Annotated in this window: 15 protein-coding genes and 2 pseudogenes; 13 read left to right on the top strand and 4 right to left on the bottom strand. The window is 68.9% G+C overall.

What is annotated here, in order from left to right; translation table 11 throughout:
• The first annotated feature begins 73 nt into the window (after positions 1–73).
• Genes W7S_RS18125 through W7S_RS18115 form a run of 3 tightly spaced genes read left to right on the top strand, consistent with a single transcriptional unit; the run spans position 74 to position 4,655 of the window.
• Positions 74–1,723, top strand: coding sequence for a DAK2 domain-containing protein (locus W7S_RS18125; RefSeq protein WP_008258970.1), 1,650 nt, complete (start codon positions 74–76; stop codon positions 1,721–1,723).
• 2 nt (positions 1,724–1,725) lie between these two features.
• Positions 1,726–3,945, top strand: a complete 2,220-nt coding sequence (recG, locus tag W7S_RS18120; protein WP_008258969.1) for an ATP-dependent DNA helicase RecG — start codon at positions 1,726–1,728, stop codon at positions 3,943–3,945.
• On the top strand, positions 3,942–4,655 hold the full coding sequence (locus W7S_RS18115; RefSeq protein ID WP_008258968.1) for an HNH endonuclease family protein: 714 nt from the start codon (positions 3,942–3,944) through the stop codon (positions 4,653–4,655). The genes recG and W7S_RS18115 overlap by 4 nt, the downstream gene beginning before the upstream one ends.
• A gap of 7 nt (positions 4,656–4,662) precedes the next feature.
• Here the strand turns inward: W7S_RS18115 and W7S_RS18110 are convergent, their stop codons facing one another.
• A complete protein-coding gene (locus W7S_RS18110) occupies positions 4,663–5,508 on the bottom strand; it encodes an aldo/keto reductase (protein WP_161807802.1) in 846 nt (281 codons plus the stop codon).
• 356 nt (positions 5,509–5,864) lie between these two features.
• On the opposite strand from W7S_RS18110, the gene W7S_RS18105 reads away from it, so the two are divergent.
• From W7S_RS18105 to coaD, 5 genes are all read left to right on the top strand, one after another.
• Positions 5,865–6,983, top strand: a complete 1,119-nt coding sequence (locus tag W7S_RS18105; protein ID WP_008258966.1) for an alpha/beta hydrolase — start codon at positions 5,865–5,867, stop codon at positions 6,981–6,983.
• A 95-nt stretch (positions 6,984–7,078) separates the two neighbouring features.
• Positions 7,079–7,846, top strand: a complete 768-nt coding sequence (locus W7S_RS18100) for a DsbA family protein (RefSeq protein ID WP_008258965.1) — start codon at positions 7,079–7,081, stop codon at positions 7,844–7,846.
• Positions 7,843–8,475 carry a vitamin K epoxide reductase family protein gene (locus W7S_RS18095; protein WP_008258963.1) on the top strand — a complete coding sequence of 211 codons (633 nt, stop codon included), beginning with the start codon at positions 7,843–7,845 and terminating at the stop codon, positions 8,473–8,475. The genes W7S_RS18100 and W7S_RS18095 overlap by 4 nt, the downstream gene beginning before the upstream one ends.
• Positions 8,476–8,485: 10 nt before the next feature.
• A complete protein-coding gene (gene rsmD / locus W7S_RS18090; RefSeq protein WP_008258961.1) occupies positions 8,486–9,040 on the top strand; it encodes a 16S rRNA (guanine(966)-N(2))-methyltransferase RsmD in 555 nt (184 codons plus the stop codon).
• 280 nt (positions 9,041–9,320) lie between these two features.
• The gene (coaD, locus tag W7S_RS18085; RefSeq protein ID WP_008258960.1) at positions 9,321–9,803 is read left to right on the top strand and encodes a pantetheine-phosphate adenylyltransferase; all 483 of its coding nucleotides are present in this window, start codon (positions 9,321–9,323) and stop codon (positions 9,801–9,803) included.
• A 139-nt stretch (positions 9,804–9,942) separates the two neighbouring features.
• On the opposite strand, the pseudogene W7S_RS18080 reads toward coaD, so the two are convergent.
• Positions 9,943–10,812: pseudogene (locus W7S_RS18080) on the bottom strand (DUF222 domain-containing protein); the annotation flags it as partial.
• A 116-nt stretch (positions 10,813–10,928) separates the two neighbouring features.
• Between W7S_RS18080 and W7S_RS18075 the strand changes: the two are divergent.
• Positions 10,929–12,161: an IS256-like element ISMysp7 family transposase gene (locus tag W7S_RS18075; protein WP_008258297.1), complete on the top strand. Its 1,233-nt coding sequence runs from the start codon at positions 10,929–10,931 to the stop codon at positions 12,159–12,161.
• Positions 12,162–12,211: 50 nt separating this feature from the next.
• Here W7S_RS18075 and W7S_RS18070 read toward each other — a convergent pair.
• A pseudogene (locus tag W7S_RS18070) lies at positions 12,212–12,598 on the bottom strand (DUF222 domain-containing protein); the annotation flags it as partial.
• Between the two features lie 328 nt (positions 12,599–12,926).
• Between W7S_RS18070 and W7S_RS18065 the strand changes: the two are divergent.
• A complete protein-coding gene (locus tag W7S_RS18065; RefSeq protein WP_014712086.1) occupies positions 12,927–14,636 on the top strand; it encodes a thiamine pyrophosphate-requiring protein in 1,710 nt (569 codons plus the stop codon).
• 6 nt (positions 14,637–14,642) lie between these two features.
• On the opposite strand, the gene W7S_RS18060 is transcribed toward W7S_RS18065, so the two are convergent.
• On the bottom strand, positions 14,643–15,809 hold the full coding sequence (locus tag W7S_RS18060) for a permease (protein ID WP_014712085.1): 1,167 nt from the start codon (positions 15,807–15,809) through the stop codon (positions 14,643–14,645).
• 433 nt (positions 15,810–16,242) lie between these two features.
• On the opposite strand from W7S_RS18060, the gene sepIVA reads away from it, so the two are divergent.
• The 3 genes from sepIVA (at position 16,243) to rnc (ending at position 18,353) form a co-directional block, all read left to right on the top strand.
• Positions 16,243–16,980: a cell division protein SepIVA gene (gene sepIVA, locus W7S_RS18055; protein ID WP_008258949.1), complete on the top strand. Its 738-nt coding sequence runs from the start codon at positions 16,243–16,245 to the stop codon at positions 16,978–16,980.
• Positions 16,981–17,049: 69 nt separating this feature from the next.
• Positions 17,050–17,649, top strand: a complete 600-nt coding sequence (locus tag W7S_RS18050) for a DUF177 domain-containing protein (RefSeq protein WP_193375008.1) — start codon at positions 17,050–17,052, stop codon at positions 17,647–17,649.
• Positions 17,646–18,353 carry a ribonuclease III gene (gene rnc / locus W7S_RS18045; RefSeq protein WP_008258944.1) on the top strand — a complete coding sequence of 236 codons (708 nt, stop codon included), beginning with the start codon at positions 17,646–17,648 and terminating at the stop codon, positions 18,351–18,353. Before W7S_RS18050 ends, rnc begins: the two co-directional genes overlap by 4 nt.
• The last annotated feature ends 3 nt before the right edge of the window (positions 18,354–18,356 follow it).

The raw sequence follows: 18,356 nt of genomic DNA, 5'->3' as shown, positions 1-18,356 counted from the left end.
CCGGGAGACAGGTGCGGAGGAGGTGGGTCAACTGGGCACTGCTGATACGTCGCAGCTACGTCTCCTGGACGCGATGACCCTGCGAGACTGGGCGCACACCGCCGTCAGCGACCTGATCACCCACATCGACGAGATCAATCGACTCAACGTCTTTCCCGTCGCCGACTCCGACACCGGCGCGAACATGCTGTTCACCATGCGTTCGGCCCTGGCGGAACTGAACGCGCAGGGCGGCTCGGGGTGCGCCGCCCGGGCCGCGGCCGCGCTGTCGGCCGGCGCGCTGAACGGCGCCCGTGGCAACTCCGGGGTGATCCTGTCGCAGATCCTGCGCGGCCTCGCCGACGTCACCGCCACCGCCGCGAGCGACGCCGGCGGCGACCTGCCCCACATCGACGCCGTCGTGCTGGGCGATGCGCTGCAGCGCGGCGTGGAGCTGGTCATCACCTCGATGGGCGGCGAGGAAGTCCCGGGGACCATCGTCTCGGTGCTACGGGCCGCCGCGACCGCCGTGCAGCAGTGCGCGCGCGCCGGGGACGGGCTCGCGCCGGCGGTCATCGCCGCCGGGGACGCGGCGGTGGTCGCCCTGGAAAAGACCCCCGAGCAGCTCGACGTGCTCGCCGACGCCGGAGCCGTGGACGCCGGCGGGCGGGGCCTGCTGGTCCTGCTGGACGCGTTGCGGACCACCATCACGGGGCAGGCGCCCGCCCGGGCGGTCTACGAGCTCGCGCCGCGGGCGCAGCGCACCGAAGCCCCCGCGCCGCGCCCGGCGCCCCAATTCGAGGTGATGTACCGGCTGGACGGCTGCGAGCCCGCGGCGGCGGACGCGCTGCGGGACCGGCTGGAGGACCTGGGCGATTCGGTGGGCATCGCGTCGGCGCCGTCGTCCGCGCAACGCACCTATTCCGTGCACGTGCACACCGACGACGCCGGCGCCGCCGTCGAGGCGGGACTGACGGCCGGACGACTCAGCCGCATCGTCATCTCGGCCCTGAGCTCCGGGGCCCCCGGGTTGCCCGCGGGCGGCTGGACGCGGGAACGGGCGGTGCTGGCCGTCGTCGACGGCGACGGCGCCGCCGAGCTGTTCGCCGGGGAAGGCGCCTGCGTGCTGCAACGCGACCCCGCGGCGCACGATCCCACGACCAACATCAGCGCGCACCAGCTGATGCGCGCCGTCGTCGACACCGGCGCCGCGCAGGTGATGGTGCTGCCCAACGGCTATGTGGCCGCCGAGGAGCTGGTCGCCGGGTGCACGGCGGCCATCGGCTGGGGGATCGACGTGGTGCCGATCCCGACCGGGTCGATGGTGCAGGGGCTGGCCGCGCTGGCCGTGCACGAGACCGGCAGGCAGGCCGTCGACGACGGGTACACCATGGCCCGCGCGGCCGGCGCCGCGCGGCACGGATCGGTGCGCATCGCCACCGAGAGCGCGTTGACCTGGGCGGGCCGCTGCCATCCCGGCGACGGCCTGGGCATCGCGGGCGACGAGGTGCTGATCGTGGCCGCCGACGCCGTCGGGGCGGCGATCGGCCTGCTCGACCTCCTGCTGGCCTCCGGCGGCGACCTGGTGACCGTGCTGCTGGGCGCCGGCATCGAGACCGATGGGGACGTCGGCGCCGTCGGCGACATCCTGGAAGAGCACATGCACGACCACCACCCGGGGACCGAACTGGTCACCTACCGCACCGGCCACCACGGTGACGCGCTGCTGATCGGGGTCGAGTAGCGATGGTGTCGCTGTCCGACCGGCTGGACTACGCCGTCGGCGGGAAGGTCGTGGAGCTCCTCGACGAGGTGTTCGGCATCCGGACCGTCAACGACCTGCTGCGCCACTACCCCCGCAGCTACACCGAGGGCGCCAGCCGCTGGGACGCCGACGACGAACGGCCGCCCGCCGGTGAACACATCACCATCGTCGACACGATCACCGACACCGAGACGTTCCCGATGAAGAAGACGCCGAAGAAGGTCTGCCACCGCATCACGCTCGGCTCCGGGCGCAACAAGGTGACCGCCACGTTCTTCAACGCGAACTACATCAAAAAGGACCTCACCACCGGCACCAAGGTGATGCTCTCCGGCGAGGTCGGGTTCTTCAGGAACGTCATGCAGCTCACCCATCCCGCGTTTCTCCTCCTCGACACGCCGGACGGGAAGAACCGCGGCACCGTGTCCCTCAAGAGCATCGCCAACGCCTCGCACGCCACCACCGGCGAAGACATCGCGGACGCGTATCAGCGCCACTTCTTCCCGATCTATGCGGCCAGCGCCAAGCTGCAGAGCTGGACCATCTTCGCCACCGTCCGCCAAGTGCTCGACGTCCTCGACCCGGTGCCCGATCCCCTGCCCGAGGACCTGCGCGCGAAATTCGGCCTGGTCTCCGAGGATCAGGCGTTGCGCGACATCCACCTCGCCGAAAGCGAGCCCCGCCGTCAGCGGGCGCGCGAGCGGCTGACCTTCGACGAGGCCGTCGGGCTGCAGTGGGCCCTGGTGGCCCGCCGGCACGGCGAGCTTTCGGAATCGGGGCCCCCGGCGCCGCCGCGTTCGGACGGTTTGGCCGCGGAACTGTTGGGGCGGTTGCCTTTCGAGCTGACCGCGGGGCAGCGTGAGGTGCTCGGCGTGCTGTCCGAGGGGCTGGCGTCCAACCGCCCGCTGAACCGCCTGCTGCAGGGGGAGGTGGGCTCGGGTAAGACGATCGTGTCGGTGCTGGCGATGCTGCAGATGGTGGACGCCGGTTATCAGTGCGCGCTGCTAGCCCCGACGGAAGTGCTTGCCGCGCAACACCTTCGATCCATCCGCGACGTGCTCGGCCCGCTGGCGATGGCGGGCCAGCTGGGCGGTGCCGATCGGGCCACCCGGGTGGCGTTGCTCAGCGGTTCCATGACCGCCGCGCAGAAGAAGCAGATCCGGTCCGAGATCGCCCGCGGCGAGGTGGGCATCGTCGTCGGCACCCACGCGCTGCTGCAGGACGCGGTGGAGTTCGACAACCTGGGCATGGTGGTGGTCGACGAGCAGCACCGCTTCGGGGTCGAGCAGCGAGATCAGTTGCGGGCCAAGGCCCGTCCCGGTGTCACCCCGCACCTGCTGGTGATGACGGCGACGCCGATCCCGCGCACCGTCGCGCTCACCGTCTACGGGGACCTGGAAACGTCGACGCTGCGCGAACTTCCGCGTGGACGCCAGCCGATTACCAGCAACGTCATCTTCGTCAAGGACAAGCCCACCTGGCTCGGCCGCGCCTGGCAGCGCATCAGCGAAGAGGTCGCCGCCGGCCGGCAGGCCTACGTGGTGGCGCCCCGCATCGACGAGGACGACGATCCGGGCGCGCAGGAGCAGAACGCCAAGGCCCCCGAGACCGCCGAAGGCCTCTACGCCCGACTGCGTTCCGGCGAGCTGGCGCACCTGCGGCTGGGGCTGATGCATGGGCGGCTGTCCGGCGACGAGAAGGACGCGGTGATGGCGGCCTTCCGCGCCGGCGAGATCGATGTGCTGGTGTGCACCACCGTCATCGAGGTCGGCGTCGACGTCCCCAACGCCACCGTGATGCTGGTGATGGACGCCGACCGGTTCGGGATCAGCCAGTTGCATCAGCTGCGCGGCCGGATCGGCCGCGGCCGGCACCCGAGCCTGTGCCTGTTCGCCAGCTGGTCCGCGCCCGACTCGCCGGCCGGCCGGCGGCTGCGCGCGGTGGCCGGGACGCTGGATGGCTTCGCCCTGGCCGACCTGGACCTCAAGGAGCGCCGCGAGGGAGATGTCTTGGGCCGCAACCAGTCCGGCCGGGCGATCACGCTGCGGCTGCTGTCCCTGGCCGACCACCTGGAGTACATCGAGGCGGCGCGGGAATTCTGCGTCCGAACCTATTCCGAGGACCCCTCCGATCCCGGATTGGCCGTGCTGGCGGCGCGATTCACCGACACCGACCGCATCGAATACCTGGACAAGAGTTGAACCGCAAGGTGCTGTTGTGGTTGGCCGCGGCGGCCGCGCTCGCGGTGGTGGTGGCCTACCAGACGGTCGGGACCTCGGCCTCCCGGCACTCCGCGGAATACGCTGCGCGCGCGGATGTTCCGACGGTGCTGCCCGGCGTCGACGTGTTCGCGGGCATCGCGGTCGTGCCGGTGCGGCTGCACCGCTACGACTACCTGCGGGCGGCGTTCGGCGACGCCTGGGATGACGACAACGACGCGCCGTTGGGGCACAACGGGTGCGACACCCGCGACGACATCCTCAACCGCGATCTCGTCGACAAGACGTACGTGTCGATCAAGCGGTGCCCGGACGCCGTGGCCACCGGCACGCTGCACGACCCGTACACCAACAAGACGATCGCCTTTGCGCGCGGCCCCAAGGTCGGCGAATCGGTGCAGATCGACCACATCGTGCCGCTCGCGTACGCCTGGGACATGGGCGCGTACGGCTGGCCGGCGCCCGAGCGGCTGCGCTTCGCCAACGATCCGGCCAACCTGCTGGCCGTCGACGGGCCGGCCAATCAGGACAAGGGCGATTCGCCACCGGGCCAATGGATGCCGCCCAACGGGGCGTTCGCCTGCCAGTACGCCATGCAATTCATCGCCGTGCTGCGCGGCTATGCGCTGCCGGTGGATGCGGCGTCGACCGGTGTTTTGCGTCAGGCCGCCGCGAGTTGCCCCGCGGGGTAGCCGTCGCTTATGAACCCTCGTAGGTGTCGGGGTCCGGGCGCAGCCGGGTGCCGTCGTTGAGCCCGTTGATCGCATCCATGTGCTCGGCGGCCAACTCGAAATCGAACACGTCCATGTTGGTCGCGATGTGCTCTTCCTTGGCCGAGCGGAAGACGACCGCGTTGCCCAGCTGCAGGTTCCACCGCAGCAGCACCTGCGAGGCGGTCTTGCCGTATTCGCCGGCGATCGAGCTCACGGTCGGGTTGTCGATCAGCTTGCCCAGCGCCAGCGGCGTGTAGGACTGGGTGACGACGTTGTGCTCGGCGTTGGTCTTGCGCAACGCCTCCTGGTTGAGCAGCGGGTGCAGCTCGATCTGGTTGACCGCGGGGGTGACGAACGTGAGGTCGATGACCGTCGTCAGGTGTTCCTCGGTGAAGTTGGAGACGCCGATCGAGCGGGCCTGCCCGTCCCCGCGGGACTGGATCATTCCGCCGAAGGAGTTCACGTAGTTGCCCAGCGACGGGGCCGGCCAGTGAATCAGGTACAGGTCGACGTAATCCAGGCCCAGCCGTTCCAGGCTGGCGGTGCAGGCGTCCATCGCCCCCTTGAAACCCTGATCGGAGGTGGCCAGCTTGGTGGTCACGAACAGCTCGGCGCGCGGAATCCCGGAGGCGGCGATGGCGCGCCCGACGGCGGCCTCGTTGCCGTAGGCCGCGGCGGTGTCGATGAGCCGGCAACCGATTTCCAGCGCCGCCGATACCGCGCGTTCGGTCTCGTCGTCCGACAATTCCGCGACGCCCAGGCCCAGGGCCGGCATCGTGTTTTCGTCGTTGAGAGCAATTGAGGGTGCGGCGGAGCCCGACTCGCCAGTCAATTCATTCACCTGCCTGTGAAATTAATGGTCCGAGATTGTGCACCGAGCCGGGTTCCGCCATCGCGCGAGAAGATCAACGGCGTTCGGCGCCGAGTTCGAGGCGCTGCGTTCGAAATCGAACACGTCGAAGTTGCTCGCAATCCGTGAAGGCTTCATCGGCTTGGGGATCACGATATTACCGAGGGAGCAAATGCAACCTAATCAACACCTGGGCAGGTGTCCATCCGCGGTCTCCGGTACCCGGTGCGCCACCACGTACAGTTGGTCGCGCGGCACACCGGAATCGGCGGCCGCTCAGGGGTGAATTCACTTTCGTCGTCAAGCGGTGCCACGTTGTTTGAAAAAGGGGGTTGCCCATGACCAAGCCTCTGTCTGCCGCGCCAGACGTGCACACCGCAGCGCAGCGCGCGTCGGTGCCCTTGGCCAGTCGCATCCAGGGCGCCGTCACCAGCGCCGGGGTCAAGGTCATCCCGTGGATCCCGACCGCGGTGCGACGAGGGCTGGTTCGCGGCCGATCGGTCATCATCGACGGCAACACCCTCGATCCGACCTTGCAGCTGATGTTGTCAGGCCTGCGCGCCGTCGGCATCGACGGGCTGGTCGTCGGCGACGACCCGGCGGCGTCCCGGGCGCAGATGCACGACTCGACCGTGGGCTTCCCCGGTCCGCAGATCCACGTCGAGGTCACCGAGTTGTCGCTGCCCGGCCCGGCCGGGGACATCGGCGCGCGGCACTATCGTCCGGCCGACGGCGCGGCGGCCCCGTTGCTGGTCTTCTACCACGGCGGCGGCTGGTCGATCGGTGACCTGGACACCCACGACGCGCTGTGCCGGCTGACCTGCCGTGACGCGGGCGTCCACGTGTTGTCGATCGACTACCGGCTGGCCCCCGAGCACCCGGCGCCGGCCGCGATCGAGGACGCGTACGCGGCGTTCACGTGGGCATACGAGCACGCCGGCGAGCTGGGCGCCGCCCCCGGCCGTATCGCGGTCGGCGGCGACAGTGCCGGGGGCAACCTCGCCGCCGTCGTCAGCCAACTGGCGCGCGACGAGGGCGGCCCCGCGCCGGTGTTGCAGTGGCTGATCTATCCGCGGACCGACTTCACCGCGAAGACCCGGTCTCTGAGCTTTTTCTCGCGCGGCTTCCTGCTGACCAAACGCGACATCGACTGGTTCGAGTCCCAGTACCTGCGCCGTTCGGAGCTGGACCGCACGGATCCGCGCGTCTCGCCGGCCCTGGCCGAATCGCTGGCCGGGCTGGCGCCGGCGCTGATCGCGGTTGCGGGCTTCGACCCGCTGCGCGACGAGGGCGAGGCCTACGCCGAGGCGCTGCGGGCCGCCGGGACGGCCGTCGACCTGCGTTACCTGGGCTCGCTGACCCACGGCTTCGTCAACATGTTCCAGCTGGGCGGCGACAGCATGGTCGCGACCAGCGAGCTGATCTCGGCGCTGCGCGCACACCTCAGCCGGGTCTGAGTCGCCCGGCGGCCCGCGCCGGTAATCTAGAGGCGCCTTGTCCGATCGCTTTGTCGGCAGACCGACAACTCGCCTACCGAAAGATCAGGGAACCTGTGGCCGACAAACCCAAACGCCCCCCACGATTCGACATGAAGTCGGCCTCCGGCGGTAAGTCCGGCCGGCTCGTCCAGATCGGCGGTACCGCGTTCGTCGTGATCTTCGCGGTCGTCCTCGTCTTCTACATCGTGACGTCGAACCACAAGAAGCCCGCCGCCACCGGCGCGGGCGACACGGTGCGGGTGACGTCGAGCAAGCTGGTCACCCAGCCCGGCACCAACAACCCCAAGGCCGTGGTGACGTTCTACGAGGACTTCCTGTGCCCGGCCTGCGGCAACTTCGAACGCACCTTCGGCCCGACGGTGTCGCGGCTCATCGACGTCGGGGCCATCGCGGCCGATTACTCCATGGTGTCGATCCTGGACAGCTCGCGGAACCACAACTATTCGTCGCGCGCGGCCAACGCGGCCCGCTGCGTCGCCGACGAATCCCTCGACGCCTTCCGCCGTTTCCATACCGCGCTGTTCACCACCGACATTCAGCCCAGCGAAACCGGCAAGAGCTTCCCGGACAACGCGCGGTTGATCGAACTCGCCCGTGAGGCCGGCGTCGTGGGCAAGGTGCCCGACTGCATCAACAGCGGCAAGTACCTCGACAAGGTCACCGGCGAGGCCGCGGCCGCACAGATCAAGGCCACGCCGACGATCAAGATCAACGGCGAGGACTACGACCCGTCGACGCCCGACGCGCTGGTCAGCAAGATCAAAGAGATCGTGGGCAACATCCCGGGCATCGACGGCGCGGTCGCGCCGGCCGCCATGTGACCGGCGCGGTGTCGACCGAATCGGCCGATCCCAGCGCGGATCCCACCCCGGCCCCGGTGCCGGCGCCCAGCGCGTGGTGGCTGCTGATCGCCGGGGCGATCGGCCTGGTGGCGTCGATGACGCTGACGGTCGAGAAGATCGACATCCTGCTCGACCCGTCGTACGTGCCGTCCTGCAACATCAACCCGATCCTGTCGTGCGGCTCGGTGATGATGACGCCGCAGGCGTCGCTGCTGGGGTTCCCCAATCCGTTGCTCGGCCTGGTGGCCTTCACCGTGGTGATCGTCACCGGACTGCTGGCGTTGACGAAAGTTGTTCTGCCCCAATGGTATTGGCTGGGACTGACGGCCGGGGTGCTGGCCGGTGCGATGTTCGTGCACTGGCTGATCTTCCAGAGCCTGTATCGCATCGGCGCGTTGTGCCCGTACTGCATGGTGGTGTGGGCGGTCACCATGTCGCTGCTGGTGGTGGTCGCCTCGATCGCGTATCGCCCTGCGCTGCAGGCCCGCCAAGCCGGCCCGGCGTGGGTGGTGTACCAATGGCGATGGTCGATCGCCGCGCTGTGGTTCACCGCGGTGTTTCTGCTGTGCATGGCGCGGTTCTGGGACTATTGGTCGACGCTGCTGTAGGAATCTGGACGTGACCCGGATCATCGGCGGCGTGGCCGGGGGCCGGCGCATCGCGGTCCCGCCGCGGGGCACGCGGCCCACTACCGACCGGGTCCGCGAGTCGCTGTTCAACATCCTGACCGCGCGCCGCGAGCTGCGCGGCCTGGCGGTTTTGGACCTCTACGCCGGCTCGGGCGCCCTGGGATTGGAGGCGCTCTCCCGCGGCGCCGCCAGCGCGCTCTTCGTGGAGTCCGACCCGCGCACCGCGTCGGTCATCGCGCGCAACATCGACACCCTGGGGCTGCCGGGCGCGACGCTGCGCCGGGGCGCGGTGGCGGCCGTGCTGTCGGCCGGGACCGCCTCTCCCGTCGACCTCGTCCTGGCCGACCCGCCGTACGACGTCGCCGCCGCCGAGGTCGAGGCCGTGCTGGCGGCGCTGATCGCGCACGGGTGGGTGCGCGAGGGCGCCGTCGCGGTCGTCGAGCGCGCGGCCGGCGGCGCGCCGCTGCGCTGGCCGGCCGGCTGGTCGGTGTGGCCGCAACGCGTTTACGGCGACACCCGTTTGGAGCTCGCCGAGCGGGTATGAGCGGGCGTGTACCGTCAATTGCCATGGCGCCGCTCCTCCTCATCGCTAGCTCTGCATCGTCGCCGGCGCGTGCCATGGCGCCGCTCCTCCTCATCGCTTCGCTCTGCATCGTCTCGGCGCGCGCCATGGCGCCGCTCCTCCTCATCGCTTGCTCTGCATCGTCGCCGGCGCGTGCCATGGCGCCGCTCCTCCTCATCGCTAGCTCTGCATCGTCGCCGGCGCGTGCCATGAGCGGCGCTCCTGCTCAGCGCTTCGCTCTGCATCGTCGTCGGCGCGCGCTATGAGCGGCGCGGTATGCCCGGGCTCGTTTGACCCGGTGACGTTGGGCCACATCGATGTCTTCGAGCGCGCGTCGGCTCAGTTCGACGAGGTGGTGGTGGCGATCCTGACCAATCCCGCCAAGAAGGGCATGTTCGACCTCGACGAGCGGATCGCGATGATCAACGAATCGACGACGCACCTGCCCAATCTGCGGGTGGAGGCCGGGCAGGGCCTGGTGGTCGATTTCGTGCGGTCGCGGGGGATGACCGCCATCGTGAAGGGGCTGCGCACCGGCACCGACTTCGAATACGAGCTGCAAATGGCACAGATGAACAAGCACGTCGCTGGTGTCGACACCTTTTTCGTCGCGACCGCGCCCCGGTATTCGTTCGTGTCGTCGTCGTTGGCCAAGGAGGTCGCCATGCTCGGTGGCGACGTGTCGGAGCTGCTGCCCGAAGCGGTCAACCGTCGCTTGCGCGAAAAGCGCTCCGCTCGGTCCTGAACCGGGTCGATCTATCGTGTAAAGCGTTCGCCTGCAATGGTTTTGGTCAGTCGGCTGGGGTATACGTACGCGGCAGCGCAGCGGCTACGGATTCCAAGAGCGTCGGGTTTGGACGAATGGCCGGCCGGCGCCGCCCAGCCTAATTGGTTGTCGGTGGTGGTTGGGGTTGGAAGGGGTCATACCACCACCAGTCGGCGCGTTCGCCGGTAGGTCCGGGGCATGGTGGGACAGCGGGTGGGGGTTGGGTTGGTGGGCGTGCCAGCGATCCTGGGCTCAGGATTTGGCCGTCGTCGTCGGTGACGACGAGTGCGTGGGCGGGTCCGCTGATGGTGATCTCGCCCCGGTGATGTAGCCGGTGGTGGTAGGGGCAGACCAGGACCAGGTTGGACAACTCGGTGGGGCCGCCGTCTTCCCAGTGCCGGATGTGGTGGGCGTGCAGGCCGCGGGTGGCGCCACACCCTGGGATCGCGCACATGTGGTCGCGGTGCTCAAGGGCGCGGCGAAGCCGCCGGCTGATCACCCGGGTGGTCCGGGCGGCGCCGATGGGTTCGCCGTGGCGTTCGAACCAGACCTCACAGGTGGCATCACAGGTCAGGTATTGGCGTTCGGCCTCAGAGAGCAGTGGACCCAGATGCAGCGCGGCAACGCTGCGCTCGATGTCAAGGTGTGCCACCACGGTGGTGTGCTGCCCATGGGGGCGGCGGGTGGCCTCGGCGTCCCAGCCCGCTTCGATCAGGCGCATAAACGCGTCGATAGTCGTTGGCATCGGGGGCCGCTGATCCCCGGCGCCCTGGCCATTGTCGTGGTCGTGTTTCCACTCGGCGATCAGCGCATCACGATGAGACGCCAACGCCGCATCGAATTTCGCCGCATCATGGTGGCCCAGGGTGATCCGATAACAGCTGCCCGCCTCGGTGGTGGTCGTGGTGAGCGCACGCTCAGGCTCGGGGCGGGGTCCTGGTTGGGGTCGCGGTTCGAGCTTGACCGCGGTACGCAACTGGTTGACCGTGGGGCGTGTCTTATTGACTGTGTAAGGGGTTCGGCCTGAATGGTGGTGGCTGACCACCGGACAGGAGAGTTCCATTGCCGCAATCTGATTCGTCAAGAGATGATGCTGCCGCCCAGTTGGCCGAGTTGTTGCCGCCGGCGGCAGTCGATGCCTTGTTGGCCGACGCTGAAGCGTCTGGCACCCCGATTGATGGCCCCGAGGGGTTGCTCGCGCAGATGACCAAGGCGGTGCTCGAACGCGCTTTGGACGTCGAAATCGCCGATCACCTGGGCTATGAGCACGGCGATCCGGCAGGGCATGGCTCGGGCAATTCCCGTAACGGCCATGGCCGCAAAACCGTGTTGACCACGGCCGGGCCGGTCGAGCTGGAAGTGCCCCGTGACCGCAACGCCACGTTTAGCCCGGCGATCGTGCCCAAGCGCAAACGCCGCCTGGGCCAGGTTGAGGACATGATCTTGTCGCTGTATGCCCGGGGCATGTCGACGCGCGATATCACCGAGCACCTCGGCGAGGTCTATGGCGCCCGCGTGTCGGCGGCCACGATTTCGCGGGTCACCGACGTGGTCACCGAGGAGATCGCCGCCTGGCAATCCCGGCCGGTCGATCCGGTGTATCCGATCTTGTATATCGACGCGATCCGCATCAAGATCCGCGACGGCGGCGTGGTGGCCAACAAGGCCGCCCACGTGGTCATCGGCGTCGATGTCGAGGGAATCAAGCAGGTCCTGGGCATCTGGATCCAGCAGAGCGAGGGCGCCAAATTCTGGCACGGGGTGCTCACCGAACTGCGCAATCGCGGGTGCCGCGATGCGCTGTTCGTGTGTTGCGACGGGTTGGCCGGCCTGCCCGAATCGATCGCAGCGGTCTGGCCGGCCGCGGTGATCCAGACCTGCGTGGTGCATCTGCTGCGCTCCTCGATGCGTTATGCCTCCTACGCCGACCGCCGCAAGATGGCCACCGCGCTGCGTCCGATCTACACCGCACCCACCGAAGAGGCCGCCAAACTGGCCCTCGAGGAGTTCCGCGCCCAGTGGCGCACCAAATCCCCCGGAGCCATCGCTGTCTGGGATCGGGCCTGGGCTGAGTTCGTGCCTTTCCTGGCATTCCCGGTCGAGATCCGCAAGATCATCTACACCACCAACGCCATCGAATCGCTGAACTACCAGCTGCGCAAAGTCACCAAGGCCCGCGGCTCGTTCCCCTCAGACGCCGCAGCAATGAAGCTGCTGTATTTGGCCATCCGCAACATCAACCAGAAACGAGGATCAACACACGGACCAGGCACCTACCGCTGGACCGAAGCACTGAACACCTTCGCCATCCAATTCCCCGACCGACTCCCACTATGACCCAAAGATAAACGGCTGCAACACCTTACACAGTTATCTTGACAAGCCCTGACCGTGGCGACCGCGGCCAGCTGGGCGTAATGCTCATCGGATCCCGGGCCCGCGTGGGCGGCGATCACCCCGACCTGATCGGCCGACAGCCGACCCTCGCGCATACCCGCAGCACACCGGGGAAACTCGGTCAGCCGGCCAGCGATGGCAGCGATCATATGGGCGTTGCCCGACGAACAGCCCAGCTTCCAGGCCACCAACGCCGGCACCGAGCGCGCCCCGGTCACGCCCCACAATTGGTCGCGATCGATCTCGGCCACGATCTGCACGATGCGCCCATCAATCGCATTGCGCTGACCGCTCAACTCCGCCAACTCCTCGAACAACACCTCAAGACGGTCGCTCGCAGTCACCACCACGGCCTCAGCAGATGCGATCGAAGACATGACGACATCATCGCAACTACCACCGACAAGTTTCGGCCGTCGATCTCCGCCGGTGCTCGACCGCCCGCGATTCACCCTGCGAAAAGCCTTCCACCTGCACTGAGTCTCGCCAGTCAACGCGAAGTCGTTGGGCAGCAACATCCTTGACGTGCCGACCACGGTGTGGAGTATCCAGCCGCTGCGGGGGTACCCGATGGCCCCGAGCGCGCAACGCCACGCCCAGCGAGCGGAACGGGTCAATTACGCCACGGCGGAACGTATCTTGAAGATCTGATCCGAGAAAAGGGGGGGTTCGCGCGGTCGCCGACGTCAAAGGAGAACGGCAGCCATGACGGTAGACAATCTTTTCGACGTTCCCGAGGCCGCGACCAACCTGATCGCCCTGCTCGCCGACGAGGGAGTCGCGCACTTCTTCATCAACCCCGGAACCGACTCCGCCCCGATCCAGGAAGCGCTGGCGGCGGCGCGCACGGCCGGCGCGCCGAGCCCGCGGGCGGTGCTGTGTGTCCACGAGAGCGTCGCGTTGGCGGCGGCCATCGGCCACCACATGGCCAGCGGCCGTCCGCAGGCCGTCATGGTGCACGTCGATGCCGGGACGCTGAACCTGGGCTGTCAGCTGCACAACGCCCAGCGCAACGGGACTCCGGTGGTGATGTTCGCCGGGCGCACCCCCTACAGTTGGGCGCCGGAGGTCCGCGGCCACCGCGACGCCTACATCCATTGGCAGCAGGAGCAACTCGACCAGCCGGCCGTCGTGCGCAACTACGCCAAATGGCACATGGAGGTTCCCCGCGGGCGAGAGCTGGCCCCGATCGTCCGGCGGGCATTCCAGGTCGCCCAGTCCAGCCCGTCCGGACCCGCCTACGTCATGCTGCCGCGAGAAGCCCTGATGGAGCCCGGCAGCCGTGCGTTGCCACGCCGGCTGCCGCCGGCCATACCGCCCGGCCCGGACCCCGGGGCCCTGGGCCGGCTGGCCGGGATCCTGGTCGCCGGGCAGCGGGTCGTCATCGTCGCCTGCCGGACCGCGGCGGAACCCGGGGCCGCGGTCGTGTTGGCCCGCATCGCCGAGCTGCTCGGTGCGCCGGTGATCGACCAGGGCGACCGCGCCAACCTGCCGCTCGGGCACCCCCTGCACGTGGTGGGCGACGCGGGCCCGCTGGAAACCGCCGACACCGTGCTGCTGCTGGACTCCGAAGTGCCCTGGGTGCCCGCACAGCTGGCCCCGCCCGCGGATGCCCGCGTGGTGCAGATCGACGCGGACCCCGTCAAGGCCGGCATGCCGCTGTGGTCCTATCCGGTCGAGATCGCGCTGACCGCCGACACGCGGGTGACGCTGGTGCTGCTCGAGCAGACCCTGCTGCGGCTGGCCACCGACGAGCTGCGCGAGAAGTGGAGCGCGCGGCGGCGGGCGGCCGAATCCGATGTCGCGCAACGCCGCCGGGCGGCGGCGCGGCGGGCCGCGTCCGACCGGCCGGCCGATGCGCCCGACGCGATGCTGGCCGCGCTGGGCGCCGCGCTGCCGCACGACGCCGTGGTGGTCCAGGAGGCGGTGACCAACCGGCCCGCCGTGGCCCGGCAGGTCCAGCGGCCGCCGGGGCAGGTCTTCGACACGGGCGCACCGGCGTTGGGCTGGGCGCTCGGCGGGGCCTTAGGGGTCAAACTGGCCAGGCCGCAGGCGCCCGTCGTCGCGATCTGCGGTGACGGTTCGTTCAACTTCGGGGTGCCCACGGCCGCGTTGTGGTCGGCGCATCGCCATGACGCGCCGTTCGTGACGGTGGTCTTGAACAACCACTCGTACCTGGCCTCGAAGCTGCCGGTGATGGAGCTCTACCGGCAGGGAATATCGATGCGGGAGAACGACTTTCCCGAGACCCGGCTCACGCCGGACACCGACTACGCCGCCCTGGCGCGCGCGTGCGGGGGAAGCGGACGCAGCGTGACCACGCCGGCGGAGATGCGCGAGGCCATCGGGTGGGCGCTCGCCGAGGCCGACGAGGGCCGGTGCACCGTGCTCGATGTGCAGTTGCCGCAACCGTGACGCGGATCAATGCGCGTGGCCGGAGCGGTCGGCGTCGGGGGAGCCGCCCATCATACGCAGCATCGGCAGGCCCCCGGACGTGATGAACCGGGCGACGAGGACGATCGCGAGCACGCCGAAGGCGATGTTGAGCAAGGTCGTGTAGTTCCACGAGATCGAGGCCTCCAGCACGGTCGCGTTGCGTTGCGCTGGGATGAGATGCGTTGTGCCGAAGATCAATTCGACCAGGTATCCGGCGGCCACCATCGCGGCGTAGAAGGTGCCCAGCAGGGTCAGCATCATCTTGGTGCCGTAGTACTTGCGGTAGATGTTCAGGATCGGGAGGATCAACAGGTCGGCGTAGATGAACGCGATGACGCCCCCGAAGCTGATCCCCCCGTTCCACAACACCGCGGCCAGCGGGACGTTGCCGATCGAGCACACGAAGGACACGATCGCCACGACGGGGCCCACGAGCGGACCCCACAGCGCCGACCAGACAGGGTGATCCACCAAAAAGAAGCTCTGCCAGAACTTCTCGGGAACCCACGCCGCGACGGCCCCCGCGATCAACAGGCCCAGGATAAGGTCGCGCAGGATCGCCAGCCACTCCATCACGAACACGTGCGAGACCGAGGTGAAGCCGGCCGGGGAGAACAGGCGCCGCCAGAACGAGCCTTCTCCTTTGACCGACATGTCCATGGCGGCATGGCCTTCCATCGATCCGGCGATTCCCTTTGCGGCCTGATCGCGGGCCGCGTCGACGAGCCGCGAGCGCACGAACAGCCGGAACAAGGCGGCGAGCACCACGATCATCAGCGGGCCGCCGACGAATTCGGCGGCGGTGAACTGCCAGCCCATCAGCAGCGCCAGGATGATGCCCAACTCCGCCACGAGGTTGGTCGAACCGATCTCGAACGCCATCGCGGCGGTGAAGTCGGCGCCCTTGCGGAACAGCGATCGCGCCAGGGCCACCGCGGCATACGAGCACGACGACGAGGCCGCCCCCAGCGCGGCGGACACCGCCAAGGTGCGCGGGCGGTCATCGCCCATCAGCGCCACGATCGTCGAGCGCCGCACGACGGCCTGCACCACCGCCGAGAGGGTGAAGCCGACGATCAGCGCCCACAGGATTTCCCATGTCATCGAACCCGCGAGCGTCAGGGCGTGCCCGATCGCCGATAGCACCGTCATCACTGAAACCTCCTGCGGTGAGCCGCCGGCGCGAGGTGAGTCTGTTCCGACGCATCGGACTATACCCCTTGGGGGTATAAGGGCGCAGGGCCCGATCGTCCGGCGGTTCCCCGGACCCTAGAATCGCTGGCAAATAGCCGGGTCCGGGCGCGTCGACGCAAAACCCACACCGGGGCAAAGGCCGCAGCGGCGCGGTCCGGCGATGAATATGGACGAACCACCGCGCGCGGCCGTCGCCGCCGCGAAAACAGCGTGAACGGGCGCTTTCGCATGAAACTCACTCACCACGCCCACGCCGGCACCGGCGCGCCGGGGCGTTTAGAACACCGGGAACGGGCAAATACCCGACACACCGGTGTCGCCACCGCTGTCACAGAGACAACACCAGGCACACTGGTAACAACAGTTTTGCAGACGCCAGGAGGGTACGGCCGTGTATCGAGTGTTTGAAGCGCTGGATGAATTGAGCGCCATCGTCGAGGAAGCCCGCGGCGTCCCGATGACGGCCGGCTGCGTGGTGCCCCGCGGCGACGTGCTGGAGCTGATCGACGACATCAAGGACGCGATTCCGGGCGAGCTGGACGACGCCCAGGACGTGCTGGACGCGCGCGATTCCATGCTGTCCGACGCCAAGACGCATTCCGAGTCCATGGTCGAGTCGGCGACCACCGAGTCGGAGTCCATGCTCAACCACGCCCGCGCGGAGGCCGACCGGCTGCTGTCGGACGCGAAGGCGCAGGCCGACCGGATGGTGAGCGAAGCCCGCCAGCACAGCGAGCGCATGGTCGGCGAGGCCCGCGAGGAGTCGATGCGCATCGCCACCGCGGCCAAACGCGACTACGAGGCCAGCGTCGGGCGCGCCCAGGCCGAGGCCGACCGGCTGCTCGAAAACGGCAACATCTCCTACGAGAAGGCCGTGCAAGAGGGCATCAAGGAACAGCAGCGCCTGGTGTCGCAGAACAGCGTGGTCGAGGCGGCCAACGCCGAGGCCACCCGGCTCATCGATTCGGCGCACGCCGAGGCCGACCGGCTGCGGGGCGAATGCGACATCTACGTCGACAACAAGCTCGCCGAGTTCGAGGAATTCCTCAACGGCACCCTGCGGTCGGTGGGTCGCGGCCGCCACCAACTGCGGACGGCGGCCGGGACGCACGACTACGCCGTGCGCTAGCGTTTCGTTGCCCGGCCAGCGGGCGGGCGAGCCCTGGAATTGTGCGGCGGGCGCCGTAGGATTTCCGATATGACGCGCCAGCACACCACCTCATCGACGCGCGGCGGTGCGCCTCGGCTATCTGGGCCGATGACGTTCGACATCACCCGGCTCGGGCGGCGGCCCGGCGCGATGGTGACCGTGCGCAACACCGTGCCCAGCCCGGCGCGCATCGGGCTGGACATGATCGCGATCGAGGCCGGCGCCCCCCTGGAACTGGACCTGCAGGTCCAGTCGGTGTCCGAGGGCGTTTTGGTGACCGGGACGGTGACCGCGCCCACCGCCGGCGAATGCGCGCGGTGCCTGACCCCGCTCGACGGGACTGTGCAGGTGCGGTTGACCGAACTGTTCGCCTACCCGGACAGCACCACGGAGGCGACCACCGAGGAGGACGAGGTCGGCCACATCGTCGACGACACCATCGACCTCGAGCAGTCCATCGTCGACGCGGTGGGGCTCGAACTCCCGTTCTCGCCGGTGTGCACGCCGGATTGCCCGGGGCTGTGCCCCGAATGCGGGGTGCCGCTGGCCGCCGAGCCGGGCCATCAGCACGACCGCATCGACCCGCGCTGGGCCAAGCTGGCGGGCATGTTCGACCCCGAGGTGGACGAATCGCGGGGTGAGCGGTGAGCTCACGGCAGGCTCTGCTCGACGCCCTCGGGGTTGAGCTGCCCGACGAACTGCTGTCCTTGGCGCTGACGCATCGCAGCTACGCCTACGAGCACGGCGGGCTGCCGACCAACGAGCGGCTGGAGTTTCTCGGCGACGCCGTGCTGGGCCTGACCATCACCGACGAGCTCTACCACCGCCATCCCGATCGCAGCGAGGGGGACCTGGCCAAGCTGCGGGCCAGCGTCGTCAACACCCAGGCGCTGGCCGACGTCGGGCGAAAGCTCTGCGAGGGGGGCCTCGGGGTGCACCTGCTGCTGGGGCGCGGGGAGGCGAACACGGGCGGGGCGGACAAGTCGAGCATCCTGGCCGACGGCATGGAATCGCTGCTGGGTGCGATCTACCTCGAGCACGGGATCGGCGTGGCGCGCGAAGTGATCCTGCGGTTGTTCGGGCCGCTGCTGGACGCCGCGCCGACGCTGGGGGCCGGGCTGGACTGGAAGACCAGCCTGCAGGAGCTGACCGCTGCCCGCAGCATGGGCGCGCCGTCCTACGTCGTCACCTCCACCGGCCCGGACCACGACAAGGAATTCACCGCCGTGGTCGTGGTGGCGGACACCGAATACGGCTCGGGCGTGGGCCGCTCCAAGAAGGAAGCCGAACAGAAGGCCGCGGCGGCGACCTGGAAAGCGCTGGAAGCGCTGGACACCGTTCCCGGCAGCTGAATC

This window comes from Mycobacterium sp. MOTT36Y (genome assembly GCF_000262165.1).
In the GTDB taxonomy this organism is placed as follows: domain Bacteria; phylum Actinomycetota; class Actinomycetes; order Mycobacteriales; family Mycobacteriaceae; genus Mycobacterium; species Mycobacterium intracellulare.
This window is presented reverse-complemented; position numbering and strand designations above follow the sequence as displayed.